This is a genomic window from Rhizobium sp. LjRoot30 (assembly GCF_964253915.1).
Taxonomy (GTDB): domain Bacteria; phylum Pseudomonadota; class Alphaproteobacteria; order Rhizobiales; family Rhizobiaceae; genus Metarhizobium.
In genome coordinates, this window is record NZ_CAXUSG020000006.1 from 209,756 (window position 1) to 228,593 (window position 18,838).

General features: G+C 62.0%; 14 protein-coding genes. 8 read left to right on the top strand and 6 right to left on the bottom strand.

Translation table 11 applies throughout. The annotated features are described in order from the left end of the window. Window positions 1-5: 5 nt before the first annotated feature. Together ACSQ3I_RS14550 and ACSQ3I_RS14555 are read right to left on the bottom strand one after the other, a co-directional pair. A complete protein-coding gene (locus ACSQ3I_RS14550) occupies window positions 6-1,007 on the bottom strand; it encodes a Gfo/Idh/MocA family protein (protein ID WP_436000009.1) in 1,002 nt (333 codons plus the stop codon). Then, window positions 1,004-2,044: a LacI family DNA-binding transcriptional regulator gene (locus tag ACSQ3I_RS14555; RefSeq protein WP_436000011.1), complete on the bottom strand. Its 1,041-nt coding sequence runs from the start codon at window positions 2,042-2,044 to the stop codon at window positions 1,004-1,006. Before ACSQ3I_RS14555 ends, ACSQ3I_RS14550 begins: the two co-directional genes overlap by 4 nt. 470 nt (window positions 2,045-2,514) lie before the next feature. On the opposite strand from ACSQ3I_RS14555, the gene ACSQ3I_RS14560 reads away from it, so the two are divergent. Next, entirely contained in the window at window positions 2,515-3,678 is a 1,164-nt protein-coding gene (locus tag ACSQ3I_RS14560; protein ID WP_436000013.1) for a dihydrodipicolinate synthase family protein, read from the top strand. Window positions 3,679-3,832: 154 nt separating this feature from the next. Here the strand turns inward: ACSQ3I_RS14560 and ACSQ3I_RS14565 are convergent, their stop codons facing one another. Both ACSQ3I_RS14565 and speB read right to left on the bottom strand, forming a co-directional pair. Next, window positions 3,833-4,027: a hypothetical protein gene (locus tag ACSQ3I_RS14565; RefSeq protein WP_436000014.1), complete on the bottom strand. Its 195-nt coding sequence runs from the start codon at window positions 4,025-4,027 to the stop codon at window positions 3,833-3,835. 714 nt (window positions 4,028-4,741) lie between these two features. Beyond that, a complete protein-coding gene (speB, locus tag ACSQ3I_RS14570) occupies window positions 4,742-5,791 on the bottom strand; it encodes an agmatinase (RefSeq protein WP_436000016.1) in 1,050 nt (349 codons plus the stop codon). 152 nt (window positions 5,792-5,943) lie between these two features. On the opposite strand from speB, the gene ACSQ3I_RS14575 reads away from it, so the two are divergent. Beyond that, entirely contained in the window at window positions 5,944-6,921 is a 978-nt protein-coding gene (locus tag ACSQ3I_RS14575; protein WP_436000018.1) for a LysR substrate-binding domain-containing protein, read from the top strand. Between the two features lie 124 nt (window positions 6,922-7,045). Next, window positions 7,046-8,215: an aminotransferase gene (locus tag ACSQ3I_RS14580; RefSeq protein ID WP_436000235.1), complete on the top strand. Its 1,170-nt coding sequence runs from the start codon at window positions 7,046-7,048 to the stop codon at window positions 8,213-8,215. A 317-nt stretch (window positions 8,216-8,532) separates the two neighbouring features. Here the strand turns inward: ACSQ3I_RS14580 and ACSQ3I_RS14585 are convergent, their stop codons facing one another. Beyond that, window positions 8,533-9,639, bottom strand: a complete 1,107-nt coding sequence (locus ACSQ3I_RS14585) for a vWA domain-containing protein (protein ID WP_436000020.1) — start codon at window positions 9,637-9,639, stop codon at window positions 8,533-8,535. Window positions 9,640-9,898: 259 nt separating this feature from the next. On the opposite strand from ACSQ3I_RS14585, the gene ACSQ3I_RS14590 reads away from it, so the two are divergent. The 5 genes from ACSQ3I_RS14590 (at window position 9,899) to ACSQ3I_RS14610 (ending at window position 18,203) form a co-directional block, all read left to right on the top strand. Beyond that, complete coding sequence (locus tag ACSQ3I_RS14590; protein ID WP_436000022.1) at window positions 9,899-12,205, top strand: KAP family P-loop NTPase fold protein; 2,307 nt, start codon at window positions 9,899-9,901, stop codon at window positions 12,203-12,205. 333 nt (window positions 12,206-12,538) lie between these two features. Beyond that, window positions 12,539-13,798 (top strand): plasmid partitioning protein RepA, encoded by a 1,260-nt coding sequence (repA, locus tag ACSQ3I_RS14595; protein WP_436000024.1) that lies wholly within the window; start codon window positions 12,539-12,541, stop codon window positions 13,796-13,798. Between the two features lie 273 nt (window positions 13,799-14,071). Further along, on the top strand, window positions 14,072-15,307 hold the full coding sequence (gene repC, locus ACSQ3I_RS14600) for a plasmid replication protein RepC (RefSeq protein WP_436000026.1): 1,236 nt from the start codon (window positions 14,072-14,074) through the stop codon (window positions 15,305-15,307). A 125-nt stretch (window positions 15,308-15,432) separates the two neighbouring features. Next, on the top strand, window positions 15,433-16,716 hold the full coding sequence (locus ACSQ3I_RS14605) for a 4-aminobutyrate--2-oxoglutarate transaminase (protein ID WP_436000028.1): 1,284 nt from the start codon (window positions 15,433-15,435) through the stop codon (window positions 16,714-16,716). Between the two features lie 2 nt (window positions 16,717-16,718). Next, window positions 16,719-18,203 carry an NAD-dependent succinate-semialdehyde dehydrogenase gene (locus tag ACSQ3I_RS14610; RefSeq protein ID WP_436000030.1) on the top strand — a complete coding sequence of 495 codons (1,485 nt, stop codon included), beginning with the start codon at window positions 16,719-16,721 and terminating at the stop codon, window positions 18,201-18,203. A gap of 230 nt (window positions 18,204-18,433) precedes the next feature. On the opposite strand, the gene ACSQ3I_RS14615 is transcribed toward ACSQ3I_RS14610, so the two are convergent. After that, a complete protein-coding gene (locus tag ACSQ3I_RS14615; protein ID WP_436000031.1) occupies window positions 18,434-18,727 on the bottom strand; it encodes a type II toxin-antitoxin system Phd/YefM family antitoxin in 294 nt (97 codons plus the stop codon). Between the last annotated feature and the right edge of the window lie 111 nt (window positions 18,728-18,838).

Here is an 18,838-nt window from a genome sequence, read left to right on the forward strand (position 1 = left end):
ACAACTCAAAGTCCAGGTTCGATCTTGGCGGTCGCGCCGGTTTCGGCAGCTTTGGCGACGGCAAGGCCGGTTGCCAGCGACCAGAGACCGTCCTCGCCGGTGCAGAGCGGCTTGCCGTTGCCGGCAATGGCCGCGTCGAAGGCGATCAGCGTGTTTTCGTAGAGATTGCGGTGGTCGAGCGGCAGGGACTGCTCGCCCTCGGCATTGCGCAGGATCACGGTGCCGACCGGTTTTTGCGTCATGCAATGGCTGCCGAGAAGCGAGCCTTCCGAACCATGCACTTCCAGTGCCGTCACCGCATATTTGGTGGTGAAACCATCGTGGAAATGGGCGATCAGGCCGGATTGGAAGCGCAGCACGCTCATCGCCGCATCTTCGAGGCCGGCTTTCGCCATGCCGCCATGCTGGGTGAAGGCAATCGCCTCGACCGGATCTTCGCCGAGAACGAAACGCAGGGCATCGGTATCGTGCACGGTCAGGTCGAGGATCGCGCCGCCGCCGGCTTCCGGCTTGTCGAGGCGCCAGCCCTGCAGGTGTTCCGGCAGGTAACCGGCATGGCAGATGCGGGCGGCGATCGGCTTGCCGATCCTGCCGGCGGCAATGGCATCGCGGATGGCACGGTGCGTGGCGGCGCCGCGCAGATGGTGGTTGGTGGCCATGACGACACCGGCGGCGCGTGCCGCCTCGACCATGGCACGGGCATCCTCCAGGCTGGTCGCCAGCGGTTTTTCGCAGAGGATGTGCTTGCCGGCCCTGGCGGCGGCGAACACCTGGTCGCGATGCAGTTCGTTGGTGGTGGAGATGTAGACGGCATCGACCTCGGGATCGCCGACCAGCGCCTCCAGCGTGGTGACCGATTTCGGGATGTTGTGATCGGCGGCATATTTGGCGCCGCGCTCAGCGCTGGTGCTCATCACTGAGACGATCTCTCCCCCGACCGCCCGGATGGCATCGATAACCCATTCATGGGCAATCGTGCTGGCGCCAATCAAACCCCACCGCGTCATACCGCGCTCCTCCATTTTTGATTTCTCGCGCCACAGCTCTGGCGCACCACAAGGCGCACCGCGCCGACGATTGCCTCGGGCTCGGCCTTGCCGGCATTGATCTGCTTCATCAAAAGCTGCGCCGCCCGCCGACCCATGCCCTGCGGATCGACATTGACCGTGGTCAGCGCCGGCACCGCCGTCTTTGCCTCGATCACATCGTCGAAGCCGATCACCGCAAAATCGGCGCCGGGTTCCATGCGCCGGGCGCGCAGGCCGTCACAGACGCCGAAGGCGACCGCATCGTTGAAGCAGAGCGCTGCCGTCGGCCGCTCGGCGATCAGCATGGCGCGCTCGATCGCCTCGACACCGCCGGCACGCGACGGTGCCGAACCGACGATCAGTTCATCGGCAAAGGGCAGGCCGGCTGCCGCCAGGCCATCGCGGAAACCCTTGAGGCGATCTTCGAAGACGGCCGTATCGGGAAAGCCGCCGAGAAAGGCGATGCGGCGATGGCCGAGGCCGGCCAGATGCGCCACCGCCTGCGCCGCACCCATACGGTTGTCGGACAGAAGCGACGACACCTTGGCGCCGGAAATGTTGCGCACCGTCAGCACGACGGGGATGCCGCTTGCCACCAGCGGCTTGAAATCCGCAGCTTCAGTGCCGCGGGCGGGCGAAATGATCAGCCCGGAAATGCCGTGCTCACGCATCGAGGCGATGACCTCGCGCTGGCGATCAATGCTTTCGCCGGTGTTCGACAGGAACTGTACATAGCCCGCCGACTGCACGACCATGTCGACGCCGACGGCGAGTTCGGCAAAGAAGCTGTTGGTCAGGTCGTTCACGACGATGCCAATGATTTTCGACGAGGCGGTCTGGCGCAGGTTGGCGGCGGCACGGTTATAGACGTAACCGAGGTCACGGATGACGGCATTGACCTTCGCCCGCGTCGCCTCGTTGACCAGCGAACTGCCCTGCAGGACGAGGGAAACGGTCGACTTCGACACGCCGGCGGCGTGCGCGATATCGACAACTGTCACCCGTCCCTTGCTCATCGCTTCCTCCGCGGCCCTCCCGGCCTTTGTGTCGGTATTAATTGGATCGATCCAAATTTGTCAAGCGTGAAAATGAAAGACGAGTGGGGATGGAGGGGTTTTTCAGGCTTTCGGACGATGAAGAGAAAACACCCTTCAAGGAATGCAAGGCCAACGTGGACACGACACTCTCCCACCCCACGCCGTCATGCTCGGGCTTGTCCCGAGCATCCAAACACGCGCATGATTGTATTCTAACTGACTGGTATCACTCCATGAATTTGACCTCGGCAGATCCTCGGGACAAGCCCGAGGATGACGGTTGAGGGGAGGACAGAGGCAGACGCAAACACCTGCGGGGATTTTCCGGACGGGTGAGGGGGTTGCACCCGACACCTCCCGCACCCCATCTCGCCATTCCCATCAACTCACTCTTGCAATTTGGAACGATCTAAATTATCACCCTCCAAAATCGCGGAGGAACCCAATCGATGACACATGTGAAGCTCCCGAAGGCGGATGGGACGGTCGAGACTTACAGCCTGACGGGCACGCCGACCGAACGCCCGGCTGCCGTGCCGACATTCAATCGCATCGCTTATGCAGCAGCCCATGTGGTGTCCGATCCGAAACGGGAACTCGATCCGTGGAACCGTCCGGCAATCGACTGGAAGGCGACGATGGCTTTTCGCCATCATCTCTGGTCGCTGGGTTTCCAGATCGCCGAAGCGATGGATACCGCACAGCGCGGCATGGGCCTCGATTGGGCCGGCGCGCAGGAGCTGATCCGGCAGTCGCTGGCGGAGGCAAAAACCGTCGAGGGCGCCGATCTCGCCTGCGGCGCCGGCACCGATCACCTGTCGCCGGCCGACACCAAGACGCTGGACGATGTCATCCGGGCCTATGAAACCCAGGTCTCCTTCATCGAGAAACATGGCGGCCGCACCATCATGATGGCCAGCCGGGCGCTAGCGCGCGTTGCCCGCTCCGGCGACGATTACGCGGCCGTCTACGGCCGCATCCTCGGCCAGACGAAGGACAAGGTGGTGCTGCACTGGCTGGGCGACATGTTCGACCCGCAGCTGGCCGGCTATTGGGGCGGCGATAGCTTCGAGACGGCGCTGGAAACCGTGCTGTCGATCATCGCCGACAACCGGTCGAAGGTGGAAGGCATCAAGATTTCGCTTCTCGACAATGCCAAGGAGATCGAACTGCGCAAACGCCTGCCGGACGGTGTCCTGTGCTTCACCGGCGACGATTTCAACTATGCCGAACTGATCGAAGGCGACGGCGAGCGCCACAGCCATGCGCTGCTGGGCATCTTCGATGCTGTCGCGCCACAGGCGTCCAAGGCGCTGGCCGCGCTGGCCGGCGGGGACACGGCGACGTTCCGCAGCGTGATCGAACCCACCGTGCCGCTGTCCCGCAAAATTTTCGAGGCACCGACGCAATATTACAAGGCGGGCGTCGTTTTCCTCGCCTGGCTGAACGGCCACCAGGATCATTTCACCATGCCGGCCGGCATGCAGTCGGCCCGCGGCATCAACCACTACGCAGATATCTTCCGTCTCGCCGACCGGGCCAACGTGCTCGACAAGCCCGACCTGGCGATCCGCCGCATGAGCAGCCTCGCCGCCCTCCACGGCGTCGAATGACATCAAAAAGGGCGATGGAAAAAGTTCCATCGCCCTGAAAAAATATTCCAACCCTAAACCTTTAGTCTATAGCCGCCGTTTCCCGGAAACGGCCGGTGCAAAGGCGAAAATAGCCGTTCCCCGGCACAACCGGAGCACAGTATGCCGCGACACATCAAGCGTAAGGCGCAGCTTCGTCTTTGCTGGCGAGCAGATTGGCGATGGCGCGTTTGACCGCTGCCGGAGAATCGAAAAGCTGCTCGTCCAGAGCATGAACGTGGTATTTCACGGCGATAAACTTCAGACGATCATCGTCCGGGATGACAATTCCCACAGGAATCCCTGCGAATTCAATAACTTGCTTTTGCATATGCGTACTCCCTCCGCGCAACGGCGCAGACTAGGCGAATTTACGTGTGAAAAATCCGGAAGTGGACTTAAGACGACATTCGACAGGACGAACGGGAGGTGGGGTACGAGCATTTCACCACGAGCGCCGACTGTCCAAGGATGGACGTCATTGAATGTTTTTTGAACATGTCACTCTCCCCAGTTGGTGTTGCGCTCGGATTGACCCCGGATCGATAGACACTCGATCAGCTCGAACTATCTAACTCAATCCCGATTCCCGTTCAATGGCAAAAAAGACCTTAGATAGAATTTTTTTCCATTTGATGACGAAAAGGAGGCGGCATCGTGAAAAGTTGATTTTTTCCGAAGCACTCCCTGTCGACGGGCTCCTTCCCAAGATCGGCAACGGGGTGGAAGTAGGAAGTCATAGTGGCGACGGCAATGGCGGAGGGCGAAGTTGGGATTCACAACATCGTGTTGGTGCAACGCGGAACCCTGAGCCGGCAAACGATAAAAAACCGCCGGTGCGGAGCGCACCGGCGGCTGTTCAGTTTGTCGATATGGCCCCTCATCCGCCTACCGGCCCCTTCTCCCCGCACGCGGGGAGAAGGGGATGTGCCGCGCCCTTCCGCCACACACAACGCCGCGTATGGCAAGTCCCCTCTCCCTGCCTGCGGGGACAGGGTTAGGGTGAGGGGCAACCCCGCAAGCGCGGCCAACTAAATCACCACCCTCAACGGCGCAAAGCGGGGCTGAACACCATCAGGCTGAGGATTTCGAACAGCACCTGGGCGCCGGCCTGGGCCGTGTTGAAGGTCGCGTCATATTGCGGCGCAACCTCGACGACGTCGCCACCGACGATGTTGAGGCCCTTCAGCCCGCGCAGAAGCTCCAGAACCTCGCGGGTGGTCAGGCCGCCCACCTCCGGCGTGCCGGTGCCGGGCGCAAAGCTCGGATCGAGGCTGTCGATATCGAAGGAAACATAGGTCGGGCCGTCGCCAACGATGGCACGCGCCTTTTCGATGATCGCCGGAATGCCGAGGCCGGTCACTTCTTCGGCATGCACCACGGTCATGCCGGCTTCATAGGAGAACTCCCACAGATATTCGGCCGGGCCGCGAATGCCGATCTGGATGGTGCGCGTCGGATCGAGCACGCCGTCGAGCACCGCATTGCGGAAGGGGCCGCCGTGGTGGAACTTCGTCTGGTCGAACAGGCCGCTGGTATCGCAATGCGCGTCGATGTGGATCAAGCCCACCGGCGCCTTCTTGCCGACCGCCTTGAGGATCGGATGGGTGATCGAGTGATCGCCGCCGACGGAGAGCGGCAGCACGCCGGCCTCGACGATCTGGCCGATGCGGCGTTCGATATCGTCATGGCTCATCTCCAGGCGATAACGGCTGGCAAACGGCACGTCGCCGATATCGGCAACCTTGATGTCGAAGGCCGGGGCGCATTTCAGCACGTGATTGTAGGGGCCGATGCGATCGATGGAGCGCAGCGCCCGCGGCCCGAAGCGCGAACCCGGACGATTGGTGACGCCTAGATCCATCGGCACGCCGGTGATGGCCACCTGCAGGTCGCCGAAATCCGGATTGGTGGCATCCATCGGCTGGTAGGGCGCGCTGAGAAAGGTCGGCACGCCGGCATAAGGCGCCACGCGCGTGCCGTTCGAAAAGATCTTGTCGGCAACCTTGGCGAAGGCCGGATCGAAGATTTCGCCCGCCTGGCTATCGGCATATTTCGAGCGCAGCGCATCAAGCTTGCTGTTGTCCCATGTCATTGTCGTTCACCTCTTTGCTTGGGGAACGCTTGTCGTCGAACGACGGGCGTTCCGGATGGGTTTGGCGACATTAGGGGGCAACTCATCTGGAAAGGCAATTGATATTGTTGTAGCGTTTCGTGTGAGAAAAATTCACGGATAGCACCGATCCGATGTCAGCCCGCCTGCCGCCGCTCAACCCACTCCGCGCCTTCGAGGCCGCCGCCCGGCGTGGCTCCGTCTCCGCTGCCGCGCGCGAACTCACCGTCACCCACGGCGCCGTCAGCCACCAGATCAAGACGCTGGAGGAAACGCTTGCCGTCCGACTTTTCGAACGCGGTGGCAAGCGGCTACGGCTGACGCCGGAAGGCGCGCTTTTGTTTCCGGCGGTGACCAAGGCGTTCGAGGATATCGCCGCGGCGACGGCGCTGCTCGCCCGGCCGCAGACCAGCGGCGCCTTCAAGGTCGCCTGCGTTCCGGCGCTTTTGTCCTTCTGGCTTTTGCCGCGCCTCAGCCAGTTCACCAGCCGTTTTCCCGATATCAGCCTCACCCTTGTCGCCTCCAACGATCCGGCGCTACTTTATGCCGCCGACGTCGACCTCTGCCTGCTCTACGGCAACGGCCGCTGGCCGGAGGCCTGGGTGCGGCTGTGGAGCAGTTTCGAGCTGTTTCCGGTGGTCAGCCCGACACTGCTCAGCAGTCGGCCGCTGCGCTCCGTCCGCGACCTGCGCGACCACGTGCTGCTGCATGGCGACGATGGCGGGGAATGGCAGACCTGGCTGGCCGCCGCCGACGCGCTCGACCTGCCGCGGACGCAGCAGCATTTCATGAGCGACGCCCGGCTGTCGACGGAGGCCGCGCTCAACGGGCAGGGTGTGGCGCTCGGCGATGCGATCACCGCCAGCACGCTGGTCGGCCGCGGCGATCTCATCATCCCCTTCGATCTCTCCGTTCCGGCCAAGGATGCCTATTATGTCGCCTGCCGCCCCGCCGCCAAGGCGACGCCGATTGCCCAGGTGTTCATCGACTGGCTGTTTGCCAGCCTCGAAAGCGAGCGGCTTGCCGAACCGCAGGGTTTTGCCCGCCATATCGTCCGCAGCCGCGCCGGAAAGGCCGAGGCGGTGGAAAACCCGACGCCGCATGGTTCCTGATGCCAGGAAGATGCTATGACGGCACGCTGCCACCAGCCGCTGCCGAAACCGCAAAGGTTTGCGCGCCGCGCCGTCATGCCGAGATTTCATTCATTCCCTATGTGCTCTAGGAACCGCCATGCCCTTGCCGACCCTCAATCCGCTGATCCGCTCCCTGTCCGCACCGCCGGTTCCTTCCGTGCTGGCCTGGGCCAGGGAATATAAGGGCGACCGAGGGCCGCTCATCGATCTCAGCCAGGCCGTGCCGGGTTATCCGCCGCATCCCGACATGCTGGCCTGGCTTTCCGAGGCGGCCGGCGAACGGCGGTTTACCGGTTATGGCGCCATCGAGGGCGAGGATGAATTGCGCCAGGCCTATGCCGCGCATGCGGCGGCGCTGTATGGCGCACCGCTGGAGCCCGATAACATCCACATCACCTCCGGCGCCAACCAGGCTTTTATCAGCGTGCTGATGGCCGTTGCCGGGCACGGCGACAGCGTGGCGCTGACCAACCCCTTCTATTTCAACCAGGAAACGACGATGGCCATGCTGGGCATCAAGCCGGTGACGATCGCATGCGATCACGCCGGCGGCTTCCTGCCGAGCCTCGATGCCGTCCGTTCGGCCCTGACCACCGGCGTCAAGGCGCTGGTGCTGGTCACGCCCAACAATCCGACCGGGGCGATCTATCCGTCCGGCCTGCTGCGGCAGATCTTTGATCTTTGCCGGGCAAGTGGCACGTGGCTGATCCTCGACGAGACTTACCGCGATTTCCTTCCGGCCGAAGAGGAGCAGCCGCATGGGCTGTTTGCCGTTGCCGGCTGGCAGGACACGCTGATCTCGCTCTACAGCTTTTCGAAATCCTTCTGCATCCCCGGCCATCGTCTCGGCGCCGTCACCGCAGGCCCTGATGTGGTCGAACAGGTCGCCAAGGTGATGGACAACCTGCAGATCTGCGCGCCGCGCTCGGCCCAGGCCGCCGTCGCCAAGGCCTTGCCGGCGTTGAAGGCATGGCGCGACGGCAACCGCAACGAAATCATGCGCCGCGCCGCCGCCCTGAAGGGCGTGATGGCCGAGCTGCCGGCGTGGAAGATGGATGCCATCGGCGCCTACTTCGCCTTCATCCGCCATCCGTTCGAGGGCGTTTCATCTGCCAGGGTCGCCGAAAAGCTGGCCAAGGAGGCGGGTGTCGTCTGCCTGCCGGGCGTCTATTTCGGCCCGACACAGGATGCCTATCTGCGCTTTGCCTTCGCCAATGCCACGTCGGAGACGATCGGCCGGCTGACGGAGCGGTTGCGGGGGTTTGCGATCTGAGGTGGGCGGCGGCCATTCTCAACTGGTGAAAGGCCCGTGATACTAACCCTCTCCCCGCGTGCGGCAGGGCTTTCACTTCTGGCGGGACTTCGCCCATTTCCCCTTCTCCCCAGCGGGGAGAAGGTGGCCCGAAGGGTCGGATGAGGGGGCCAAACGGACAGGGTTGTGCCGTGTGGCACCCCCTCATCCCGCTGCCGCGACCTTCTCCCCGCTGGGGAGAAGGGGCAGGCGGCACCCTCTTATTCCATATGCGATAACCCTGCCGCGTGCGGGGTGAGGGGCAGCCACTAGTGTCAACGCCGGCCGCCCTAAAGCCCTTACCGAAGCTGGCTGCGCAAGGTTTCGGCGACGACGGAATCGAAGCTGTCCTTCTTGTCCTCGGTCTTGCGTTTTTCCACGGTGAATTCATCCCGCTTCTTCACCAGGTCCGCCATGCGCTTTTCCAGCTGGTCGCGCTCTTCGATCTTCTGCTTGAGATAGGTTTCGCGCTCGCCGGCCGTTTGCGATTGCATCGGTTCGGGCAGCGCATCGTCCGACACCTCGTCGAGACGTTTCGCGCCGTTCTTGATGTCGGCGACCAGGTCGCCGCCGCCGGTGATGACTTCGCGGGAAATCGCGCGCTTGGAATAGAATTCGGAATTTTCGACGACGACCGAGGAAGGAGCGGCGGCTTTCTCCTCCATCTTGCTGCGGACTTCCTGTTGCTTTTCCGCATCGCCATACGGCATCACCGTGCCGTCGATCTCGCGCTGCAGATGGATGATCTCGTCGTCATAAGGTGTCTCGATGACGACGATTTCGCCGCCGTCCTGCGGAATGGGAATGTATTCGCCATGACCCATCTGGGCGATTTCCCGCCAGATGGAACGGGTATCCGGATCGTCGCCGGCCTGCACGGCATTGACGGTGATATCACGCTCCGCCGCCGTCTTCAGCACGTCGGGATAGAGCGGCGCATTGTCGTAGTCCATATGCGGCGGCGCATCGCCGACCAGGAAGACGATGCGGCGGGTTGTTTCGCCCCGATCCCAGCCGAGCTTGCGCACGGCGGTATCCAACGCTTCGTTGACCGATTCGGGCGTATCGCCGCCGCCATCGGCCTCGAAACGGATCAGCTTGCCGTAAAGGCCCTGCAGGTCCGGGCTCATGTCATGCGTCTCCACGACATAGGCGTCGCCGCGGTCGCGGTAGCCGATCAGCGCCATGCGGATATCCGCATCCGGGTTGATATCGACGATGGTATTGGCGATGCTCCAGATCTTGCGTTTGGCGCCATCGATCAGCCCGGCCATCGACCCGGTCGTATCGAGCACGAAGGCGACTTCGATGCGTGGGGCGCCATTCGAGGCGAGAGCTGGAAAAGGCAGTGAAAACAACGAGCCGCCCAGAAGGGCAGCCGTCAAAAGATTGCGTGTGAGCGGCATGTGGCGATCTCCCCTGAAGCAATATCGACGGGGGATAGTGTGCGGCCGGTTTTATGGCGAAGTTTCGATGCCATTGCGGCTGCACCATGTCGTGTGACATCCGTCACGTTTGCCGCACGCCGCCATGCGCCGTTACCTGCGCATATGAACATGTTCCGAATGCGTGATTTTTCGGTTGAAAGTGCCGGAAAGCGACGCCTTGCAGATTGCGTCCGGCGCCGTGTTGCCATTCAATTCGCGCACGCAAGGAGTGACCGCAATGCAGCAATTGCCCGATACCCCGATCTTTTCGCCGGAGCAGGACCTGTTCTCGCTCTCGCCCTTTTCGCAGCGCCTCGCACGGGTGCTGCGCACGGCGCAGGCGCGGGAAAACATGGTCGTCGGCCTGAACGGCGTCTGGGGCGGCGGCAAGACCAGCGTGCTGAACATGGCGGTCGCCTGGCTGATGGCGATGGAAAAGGCCGGCCTCGACCGCTACGCCGCCTCCGAGCGCGACGAGATCCAGGCCATGGACACGCTGATCGGCCGGGTCCACCCGGATGACCATGCCCGCCACCTGACGGCGCTGGAGCGGGAATGGGGCGGATCGGCCGGCGGGCAGACGGTGATCGTGCGTTACAATCCCTGGCTGGCGTCCGGCCACGATACGCTGGTCTCGGATTTCTTCCGTGTCCTCGGCGACCGGCTGGACGAGGTTCTCGACGACGAAATCCGCCTCTACATCCGCGCCACCGCCAGCCGGCTGGCGGATTTCATGGATCTGACCCGGCAATCCTCTTCCGGCATGGGCCGGCTTTTGGCACTCTACGCCGAAGCCAGCGGCGGCGGACCGCTGGCCGACAAGCAGGAGGGTGCCAAGCGCACCGGTTTCCTCAAGGGCCTGTTCCGCAAGGTGACGGCGACGCCGATCCCCGATACGCTGCAGGAAGCCCGCGACCAGCTGGCGGCACAGCTGAACAAGCTCAAGAACAGCCGCATCCTCGTGGTTATCGAGGATATCGATCGCCTGCGCCCGGACGAGGTGCGGTCGCTCTTGTCGATGATGAAGGCCATCGGCCAATTGCCGAACATCACCTATCTCATCGGTTACGACCGCTCGGTGCTGGACAAGGCGCTCGGCGAGGACGGCGACGAAAACGGCCTGCCGAAATTCCTCGAAAAGATCGTCCAGGTCGACCTCGACCTGCCGCGCGTGCCCGGCGAGCGGCTGCTCGAAGCCCTTTTGGCGCATGCCGGCGATATTTTTGGCGCTCCGCTGGACGCCAACGAACGGCAGGACCTGCTGCAGACGTTCAAGCGCCGCCGGGTATTGCTCACCACGCCGCGAGACGTCGGGCGCCTGCGCAATGCGCTGGTCTTCGCCGATGCAGCCACCGGCCGCTCGATCCGCACCACCGACCTGATGCGCATGGAAATGCTGCGCCTGAAGGAACGCGACGTGTTCGACTGGATCATGCGCCACGCCATCTATTTTCACCCGCGGATCGGCATGTCGACCTCCGATGTCAATGCCGAGGATCGTGCCTTCATCGCAGCCGGCATCGCCCAGGCAAGCAAGATCAATCGCGACGCCGTCGCCGACACACTGGCGCACACGTTCGAAAACGTCGCCCAGGCGCTGGGCGGTGTGGCACCGGACCCGAAGGACCGGCTGCACGAACTCGACACCCGCTACCCGCTCTACAGCTGGGAGGGATGGGAATGTTACCTGCAGTCCTTCCCGAACACCGACGTCATCGCCCAGGAAGAATGGGGCTATGTCCGGCAGATCGGCAGCGACCTGCCGAAGGCGCGCAACTACGTGCAGACGCTGCTGTCGCGCCGCCGTACGGACGGCAAGCAACTGCTCCTGTCTTTCCTCGACGGGCTGGACCGGCTGCTGCCCGGCGGCCCCGAACCTGTCGGCCTGCTGAACGCACTGCTCGAACTCGATGACACGGCCGTCTCCGCCGGTTTCGGCATGACGCATCAAAGCGCCTTCCGCGAGCTGCACCGGCTTTTTGCCCGCTGCGAGCATCCGGTGGAGGTGCTGACCGGCCTGACGCTCAAGGAAGGCGTCAATCCCTTTGCCGTTCTCATCGTTCTCGAGGTCTTTGCCGAACAGCTCGGCCTGATGGCGAAGGGCAAGTCGCGCGAACCCTCCGTCTTCAGCGAAAACGATCTGGTGGAGGGCATTTCCACAGTCTATCTCAGAATGTCGTCGGTGCCGGCGGAGCGATCGGCGGAGTGGTTTGCCACTGTCGATATCCATCGTCTGCTGTCGCTCGGCCTCGACCGCAAGACGCTGCTGCAATTCACCCAGAAGGCGCTGTCCAAATCGGCCGAGCAGCTGCGTTATCTCCTCGAGGAAGTCTGCACCAACTGGCCGTCCCGCCACGGCGTGCGCCTGCTTCTCACCCGCCGGCCCGACCCCGACCTCTACCCGCTGCAGGACATGCGCAACTACGCCGCCCGCATGTCGCGCAAATATCCCGACGACGATTTTTTCCACGATTTTGTCGAGGGCGCCGATGATTTCCTGGCAACGCCCGGCCTGAAGGATCGCAGCCAGCGGCTGAAAACGTGAGGCGCGGCTGACATTTCAGCCGGCTTTTCCTGACGAATTGATTCCATCGCCTTTTGATGGAATCAGCCGTTTTTATCTTTGTGACACTACTGTAAGTCATTGAAAAATAACGAATTGATCGACGCTCTTGACGCGACTCGACAATTTCACCACGCTCTAACGGAAAAAGACGCAGATTCCTCGTTCCGGCGTAACCGGATGGATCGTCTGTTAGAGTAACTGTCCAGCGTATTTACACGAGTGATGGAATCGCACGACAAGGCGAACTCGCAAGCTTTCATGGGAAGGCTGCGGTTTGACGACACCGGCGGTGGATAACGGAGAAGCATGCATATGGCATCGGTATCGAGACAGCTTGCAAGCCGGGACGCGGAAGGCGACGTGCGCCTGCCCGCCGACGAGGCGATTGCCGCCGATGCGCGCGCACTGTCCGAACAGCTCAAGGCCATGCGCGAGCGACTGTTTCCGCCGACATCGCAGAAATCGCTGCGCAGCTTCACCTCCGGCGAGGCGGCAAAACTGATCGGCGTGTCCGATGGCTATCTGCGCCAGCTGTCGCTGGCCGGCGACGGGCCGCAGCCGAGCATCGGCGTTGCCGGGCGCCGCTTCTATTCGCTGGCCGATATCAACGCGCTCCGCCGTTATCTTGCCGACCAGGCCATTGCCAAGGGCAATGCCGCCAAGGCGCGCACCTATCTGCCCTGGCGCAATGCGGCGCGGGGCGAACATGTCCAGGTGATCTCGGTCACCAATTTTAAGGGCGGCTCCGGCAAGACCACCTCCTCGGTGCATCTTGCCCAGTATCTCGCGCTCACCGGCCACCGGGTGCTGGCGGTCGATCTCGACCCGCAGGCGTCGCTGTCGGCCCTGTTCGGCTACCAGCCGGAGCTGGATCTCGACGGCAACGACACGATTTACGGCGCCATCCGTTACGACGGTTCGGCACGGCCGCTGAAGGAGCTGATCCGCAAGACCTATGTCGACGGTCTCGACCTGGTGCCGGGAAACCTCGAACTCCAGGAATTCGAACATTCGACGCCACAGGCGCTCAGCCAGCGTCATAGCGGCAAGGATGCCGGCCCGCTGTTTTTCGCCCGTATTTCCGCGGCGCTGCAGAGCGTCGCCGACGATTACGACGTCGTCGTGCTCGATTGCCCGCCGCAGCTCGGTTACCTCACGCTTTCCGCGCTCTGCGCCTCGACCTCGGTCGTCGTCACCGTGCATCCGCAGATGCTCGACGTCGCCTCGATGAACCAGTTCCTGTTCATGACCTCGGATCTGCTGAACGTCGTGCGCGAAGCAGGCGGGCAACTGAATTTCGATTTCCTGCGTTACCTCGTCACCCGTTTCGAACCGAATGACGGGCCGCAGGCGCAGATCGTCGGTTTCATGCGCTCGCTGTTCGGCGAACGGGTCCTGACTGCCAGCATGTTGAAATCAACGGCAATTTCCGATGCCGGCCTGACGAAACAGACGCTTTACGAGGTCGGACGGGAAAATTTCACCCGCGCGACCTACGACCGCGCGATGGAATCACTGCATGCCGTGAACAGCGAAATAGAGCGTTTGATTCACACCGCGTGGGGTCGCTGATCCCCGCACCAATTTTCCGTGCTACCATGACAGATGTCTTGGTACACCGCGTTTAAACCGAATTGAGCTTGAGAAAGGAACATCGAGAGCAAGAAAAAAGGCCCCCAAAACGTCGCCATTTCGGAAGCCCTCTTCTATGTAGCAATTCAAGAGAATCACTTCCAGCAATCAAAGTCAAGCGCCGCCAGCATCATTTGCTGACGGGATGATTCCTTTTGCCCTGAAATGTCCGTCACGGGTGCCTCTTGCCTCTTTCGAAGAGGACCCATTGGCATGGAAAGATTAGCGACGACGCCTTTTGGCGGCGCACGCATGCGTGCGGACATATTTAGCCTGCAGGCCGCTATCGCCCGGCGGCAGCAGGTTCTGAAAAAGGGCGAGGGTAATGACGACAGCGGCAGTGCCGACAAATGGCAACTGCTGCGGGCTCTGACCGAGGCGCGCGACGCCTATGGCCTTTCCGACAGAACGCTTTGCGTGCTGGAAGCTTTGACGAGTTTCCACGGCGAACGTGTGCTCGACGGCCGCGATCCGATCATCGTCTTTCCCTCGAATACGGAACTGTCCTTGCGTGCCCGCGGCATGTCGCCGGCAACGCTGCGACGGCATCTGGCCCTGCTGGTCGAGGCAGGCCTGATCATGCGTCGCGACAGCGCCAACGGCAAACGTTTCTGCCGCCGCGACGACAACGGCGCAGTGGAGAGCGCCTTCGGCTTCGACCTGGCACCGCTGGCGCTGCTGGCCGCCGAGATCCACGCCCACGCGGAAACTGCCCGCGCCCGTGCCAAGGCGATGCAGGCCTTGCGCATGGAAATCACCCTGCACCTGCGCGATATCGCCAAGACCATTCAGGCCGCCCTGATGGAACAGCGCTCCGGACAGTGGACGGATCTTGCCGACCGGCTCGCCGCACTGTCCGGCCGGATTTCCCGTGCAGCGGACATGGATGGCCTGAAAATGCGCCGTGATGCGCTTCTTTCGCTGCGAAATCAGGTGGAAAACACCTATCTCGAAAGCCTGAGCGAACAGGAAATGAGCGCCAGTGAATCCGATTTTGAGCGGCATATTCAAGATTCAAATATAGAATATAAATCTGAATCGATGGCTCCGGAAAAATCGACAGCCAAAATCGTGCCAGACGAACGGCAAGCCGTGGCTGAGACGCAGGACATGCAGCTTTCGCTCAAACAATTCCTGCAAGCGTGCCCGGACCTTTCGGCCTATAACCGCGATACGATCCGCAGCTGGAACGATGTCGCCCACACGGCCGATTTCGTCCGCGGCATGCTGGGGATCTCACAGGAGGCCTGGGGGAAAGCCCGCCGGGCGATGGGAGATCTTGGCGCGGCCGTCACCGTTGCCGCCATTCTCCAGCGCGGCACGGATATCCGCTCTCCCGGAGGATATCTGCGCGATCTGACCGGAAAAGCCGAGGCCGGACGCTTCTCGGTCTACCCGATGATCAGGGCGCTTGGCGGGGAAGGGCGGAGTGGAAATATTTTGCAGTAAATCTGCAAGAAATTTTCTGTCAAAGCCGTCGCGACCGTTGCCAAGGTTCGGATTTGGGTTCATACCTCCATGCGAACCGACGTCGCGGAGCGTCCTGCTCCGGCGATCAACAGATGGGGAAGCGGATGAAGAACGTCGATATTGCAGTACGCAAAAATGAAGCCATTTCGCGTGGCGTCGGCATGACCACACAGGTCTATGCGGACCGTGCCGAAAACTCCGAGATCTGGGACGTCGAAGGCCGCCGCTACATCGATTTCGCCGCCGGCATCGCCGTGGTCAACACCGGCCACCGCCACCCCAAGGTCATCGAGGCGGTCAAGAACCAGATCGACCGCTTTACCCACACCTGCCACCAGGTCGTGCCCTACGAAAACTACGTGGCGCTTGCCGAACGCCTGAACAAGGCCGTTCCCGGCAATTTTGCCAAGAAGACGATTTTTGCGACCACGGGCGCAGAAGCCGTTGAAAATGCCATCAAGATCGCCCGCGCCGCCACCGGCCGTTCGGCTGTCGTCGCCTTCACCGGCGCCTTCCATGGCCGTACCTTCATGGGCATGGCGCTGACCGGCAAGGTCGTTCCTTACAAGGTCGGCTTCGGCGCGATGATGAGCGACGTGTTTCACGTGCCGTTCCCGGTCGACCTGCATGGCATCACCGTCGACATGGCGCTCGACGTTCTCGACAAGCTGTTCAAGGCTGACGTCGATCCGAAGCGCGTTGCCGCGATCATTGTTGAGCCGGTCCAGGGCGAAGGCGGTTTCTACGAAGTGCCGCGCGTGCTGATGAAGGCTCTGCGCCAGCTCTGCGACGATCACGGCATCCTGCTGATCGCCGACGAAGTGCAGACCGGTTTTGCCCGCACCGGCAAGCTGTTTGCCATGGAACACTACGATGTCGTCGCCGACCTCACCACCATGGCCAAGGGTCTCGCCGGCGGCTTCCCGCTGTCTGCCGTCACCGGCCGCGCCGAGCTGATGGATGCACCGGGCCCGGGCGGTCTGGGCGGCACCTATGCCGGTAACCCGATTGGCATCGCCGCATCGCATGCCGTTCTCGATGTCATCGAGGAAGAACAGCTTTGCGACCGCGCCAACCTGCTCGGCAACCGCCTGAAGCAGCGTCTCGAATCCCTGCGCGAAGGCGTTCCGCAGATCGTTGACATCCGCGGCCCCGGTTTCATGGTTGCTGTCGAATTCAACCATCCGGGCACTGAAAAGCCGAATGCCGATTTCGCCAATGCCGTCCGCCTCAAGGCACTCGAAAAGGGCTTGATCCTGCTGACCTGCGGCGTTTATGGCAACGTCATCCGCTTCCTGTCGCCGATCACCGTCCAGGACGGCGTCTTCCAGGAAGGTCTCGACATCATCGAAGCATCCATGCGCGAATGCGCCGCAGAGGCGAAATAATCATGAGCATCTCCAACGCACTGTCTTCCAAGCTGAAGGATCCGTCGCTTGCTCCCGACAAGGCGCTTGTCGGTGGCCAGTGGCTTGCCGCAAGTGAAAGCGGCAAGACCTTCGAAGTCACCAACCCGGCAAACGGCGACGTCATCGCCGTTCTGCCCGACCTCGGCAAGGCCGAAGTCTCCAAGGCGATCGATGCCGCCCATGCCGCACAGAAGGCCTGGGCCAAAAAGACCGCCAAGGAGCGCGCGACAATCCTGCGCAAGCTCTTCGACCTGATGGTCGCCAATGCCGACGACCTCGCCACCATCCTGACCATCGAGATGGGCAAGCCCTGGGCGGAAGCCCGCGGCGAAATCCTCTACGGTGCATCCTATGTCGAATGGTTCGGCGAAGAGGCCAAGCGCGTCTACGGCGACACCATCCCCGGCCACCAGGCCGACAAGCGCATCATCGTCATCCGCCAGCCGGTGGGTGTCGTCGGCGCGATTACGCCGTGGAACTTCCCGAACGCCATGCTGGCCCGCAAGATGGCGCCGGCTCTGGCCGCAGGCTGCACCATGGTTTCGAAGCCGGCCGCGCAGACGCCGCTTTCGGCACTTGCCCTGGCGCTGCTGGCCGAACGCGCCGGTGTTCCGGCCGGTGTCTTCTCGGTGGTGACCTCGACCCAGTCGGCCATGGTCGGCCAGGAAATGTGCTCGAACGAGAAGATCCGCAAGGTCACCTTCACCGGCTCGACCAATGTTGGCAAGATCCTGATGCGTCAGGGTGCCGACCAGATCATGAAGCTCGGCCTGGAACTCGGCGGCAACGCCCCGTTCATCGTCTTCGACGATGCCGATGTTGATGCCGCCGTCGAAGGCGCGATGATCTCCAAGTACCGGAACAACGGCCAGACCTGCGTCTGCGCCAACCGCATCTACGTTCAATCAGGCGTCTACGACACCTTTGCGGCCAAGCTCGCCGAGCGGGTTTCGAAGATGAAGGTTGGCGACGGCATGTCGGAAGGCGTCAACGCCGGCCCGCTGATCGACCAGAACGCCCTAAAGAAGGTCGAGGAGCATATTTCCGACGCCGTTTCCAAGGGTGCCAAGGTTGCCGTCGGCGGCAATCGCGATGCGCAGGGCGGCCTGTTCTACCAGCCGACCATTTTGACCGGCGTGACCTCCGAAATGATGGTTGCCCGCGAGGAAACCTTCGGTCCGGTGGCACCGCTCTTCAAGTTCGATACCGAAGAGCAGGTCATCGAAATGGCCAACAACACGGAATTCGGCCTGGCCTCCTACTTCTATTCGAAGGACGTTGCCAAGATCTTCCGGGTTGCCGAACAGCTCGAATACGGCATGGTCGGCATCAACACCGGCCTGATCTCCACCGAAGTCGCCCCCTTCGGCGGCATCAAGCAATCCGGCCTCGGCCGCGAAGGCTCCAAGTACGGCTTGGAGGATTACACCGAGCTGAAATATCTCTGCCTCGGCGGCATCGAGTGAGTTGACTAAAAAGCCCCGGAGCGATCCGGAGCCAGACTGCTGACAAAGTCATAAAATCTCTCTTTCGTCACCCTCGGGCTTGTCCCGAGGGTCCAAGCACGGCGGATATATCCTTTGCCGTCAATGTCTTAGTTGCCGAAGGCAGATCCTCGGGACAAGCCCGAGGATGACGTGATCAGGAGAGCGGCGGTTTGTCAGCAGTCTGAGTCCCGGATGGCTCCGGGGCTTTTTTATTCACCGCGCAACTTTTCCTGATAGGCAAGGCCGTCGGCGGGATGGTCGGCCCAGAGACCGAAGGCTTGCTGCTCTTCCATATCGCGGTCTGACTGTATGGGTGTGATGAAATCGGGCACAGGACCGGTAACGAGATCCTTCAGCAAGCCGAATTTGAATTCGGACTTTCGAATAGGTACGAGTTGAGCCACCGGCGTTCGCCCTCTGGCGATGATGACGTCTTCACCAGCAAGTGCGGCCTCGATCAGTTTCGAAAGATTTTTCTTCGCCGCTTGAATGGTGACCTGCATAGACGCCTCCTGCGATGTGCAGCAGAGCATAGCTGACTTGGCCAAGAAGCGTCGAAATTTTTCATCTGCCTCTACACCAATACAAAAAGCCTCCGGAGCCATGGGTTCCGA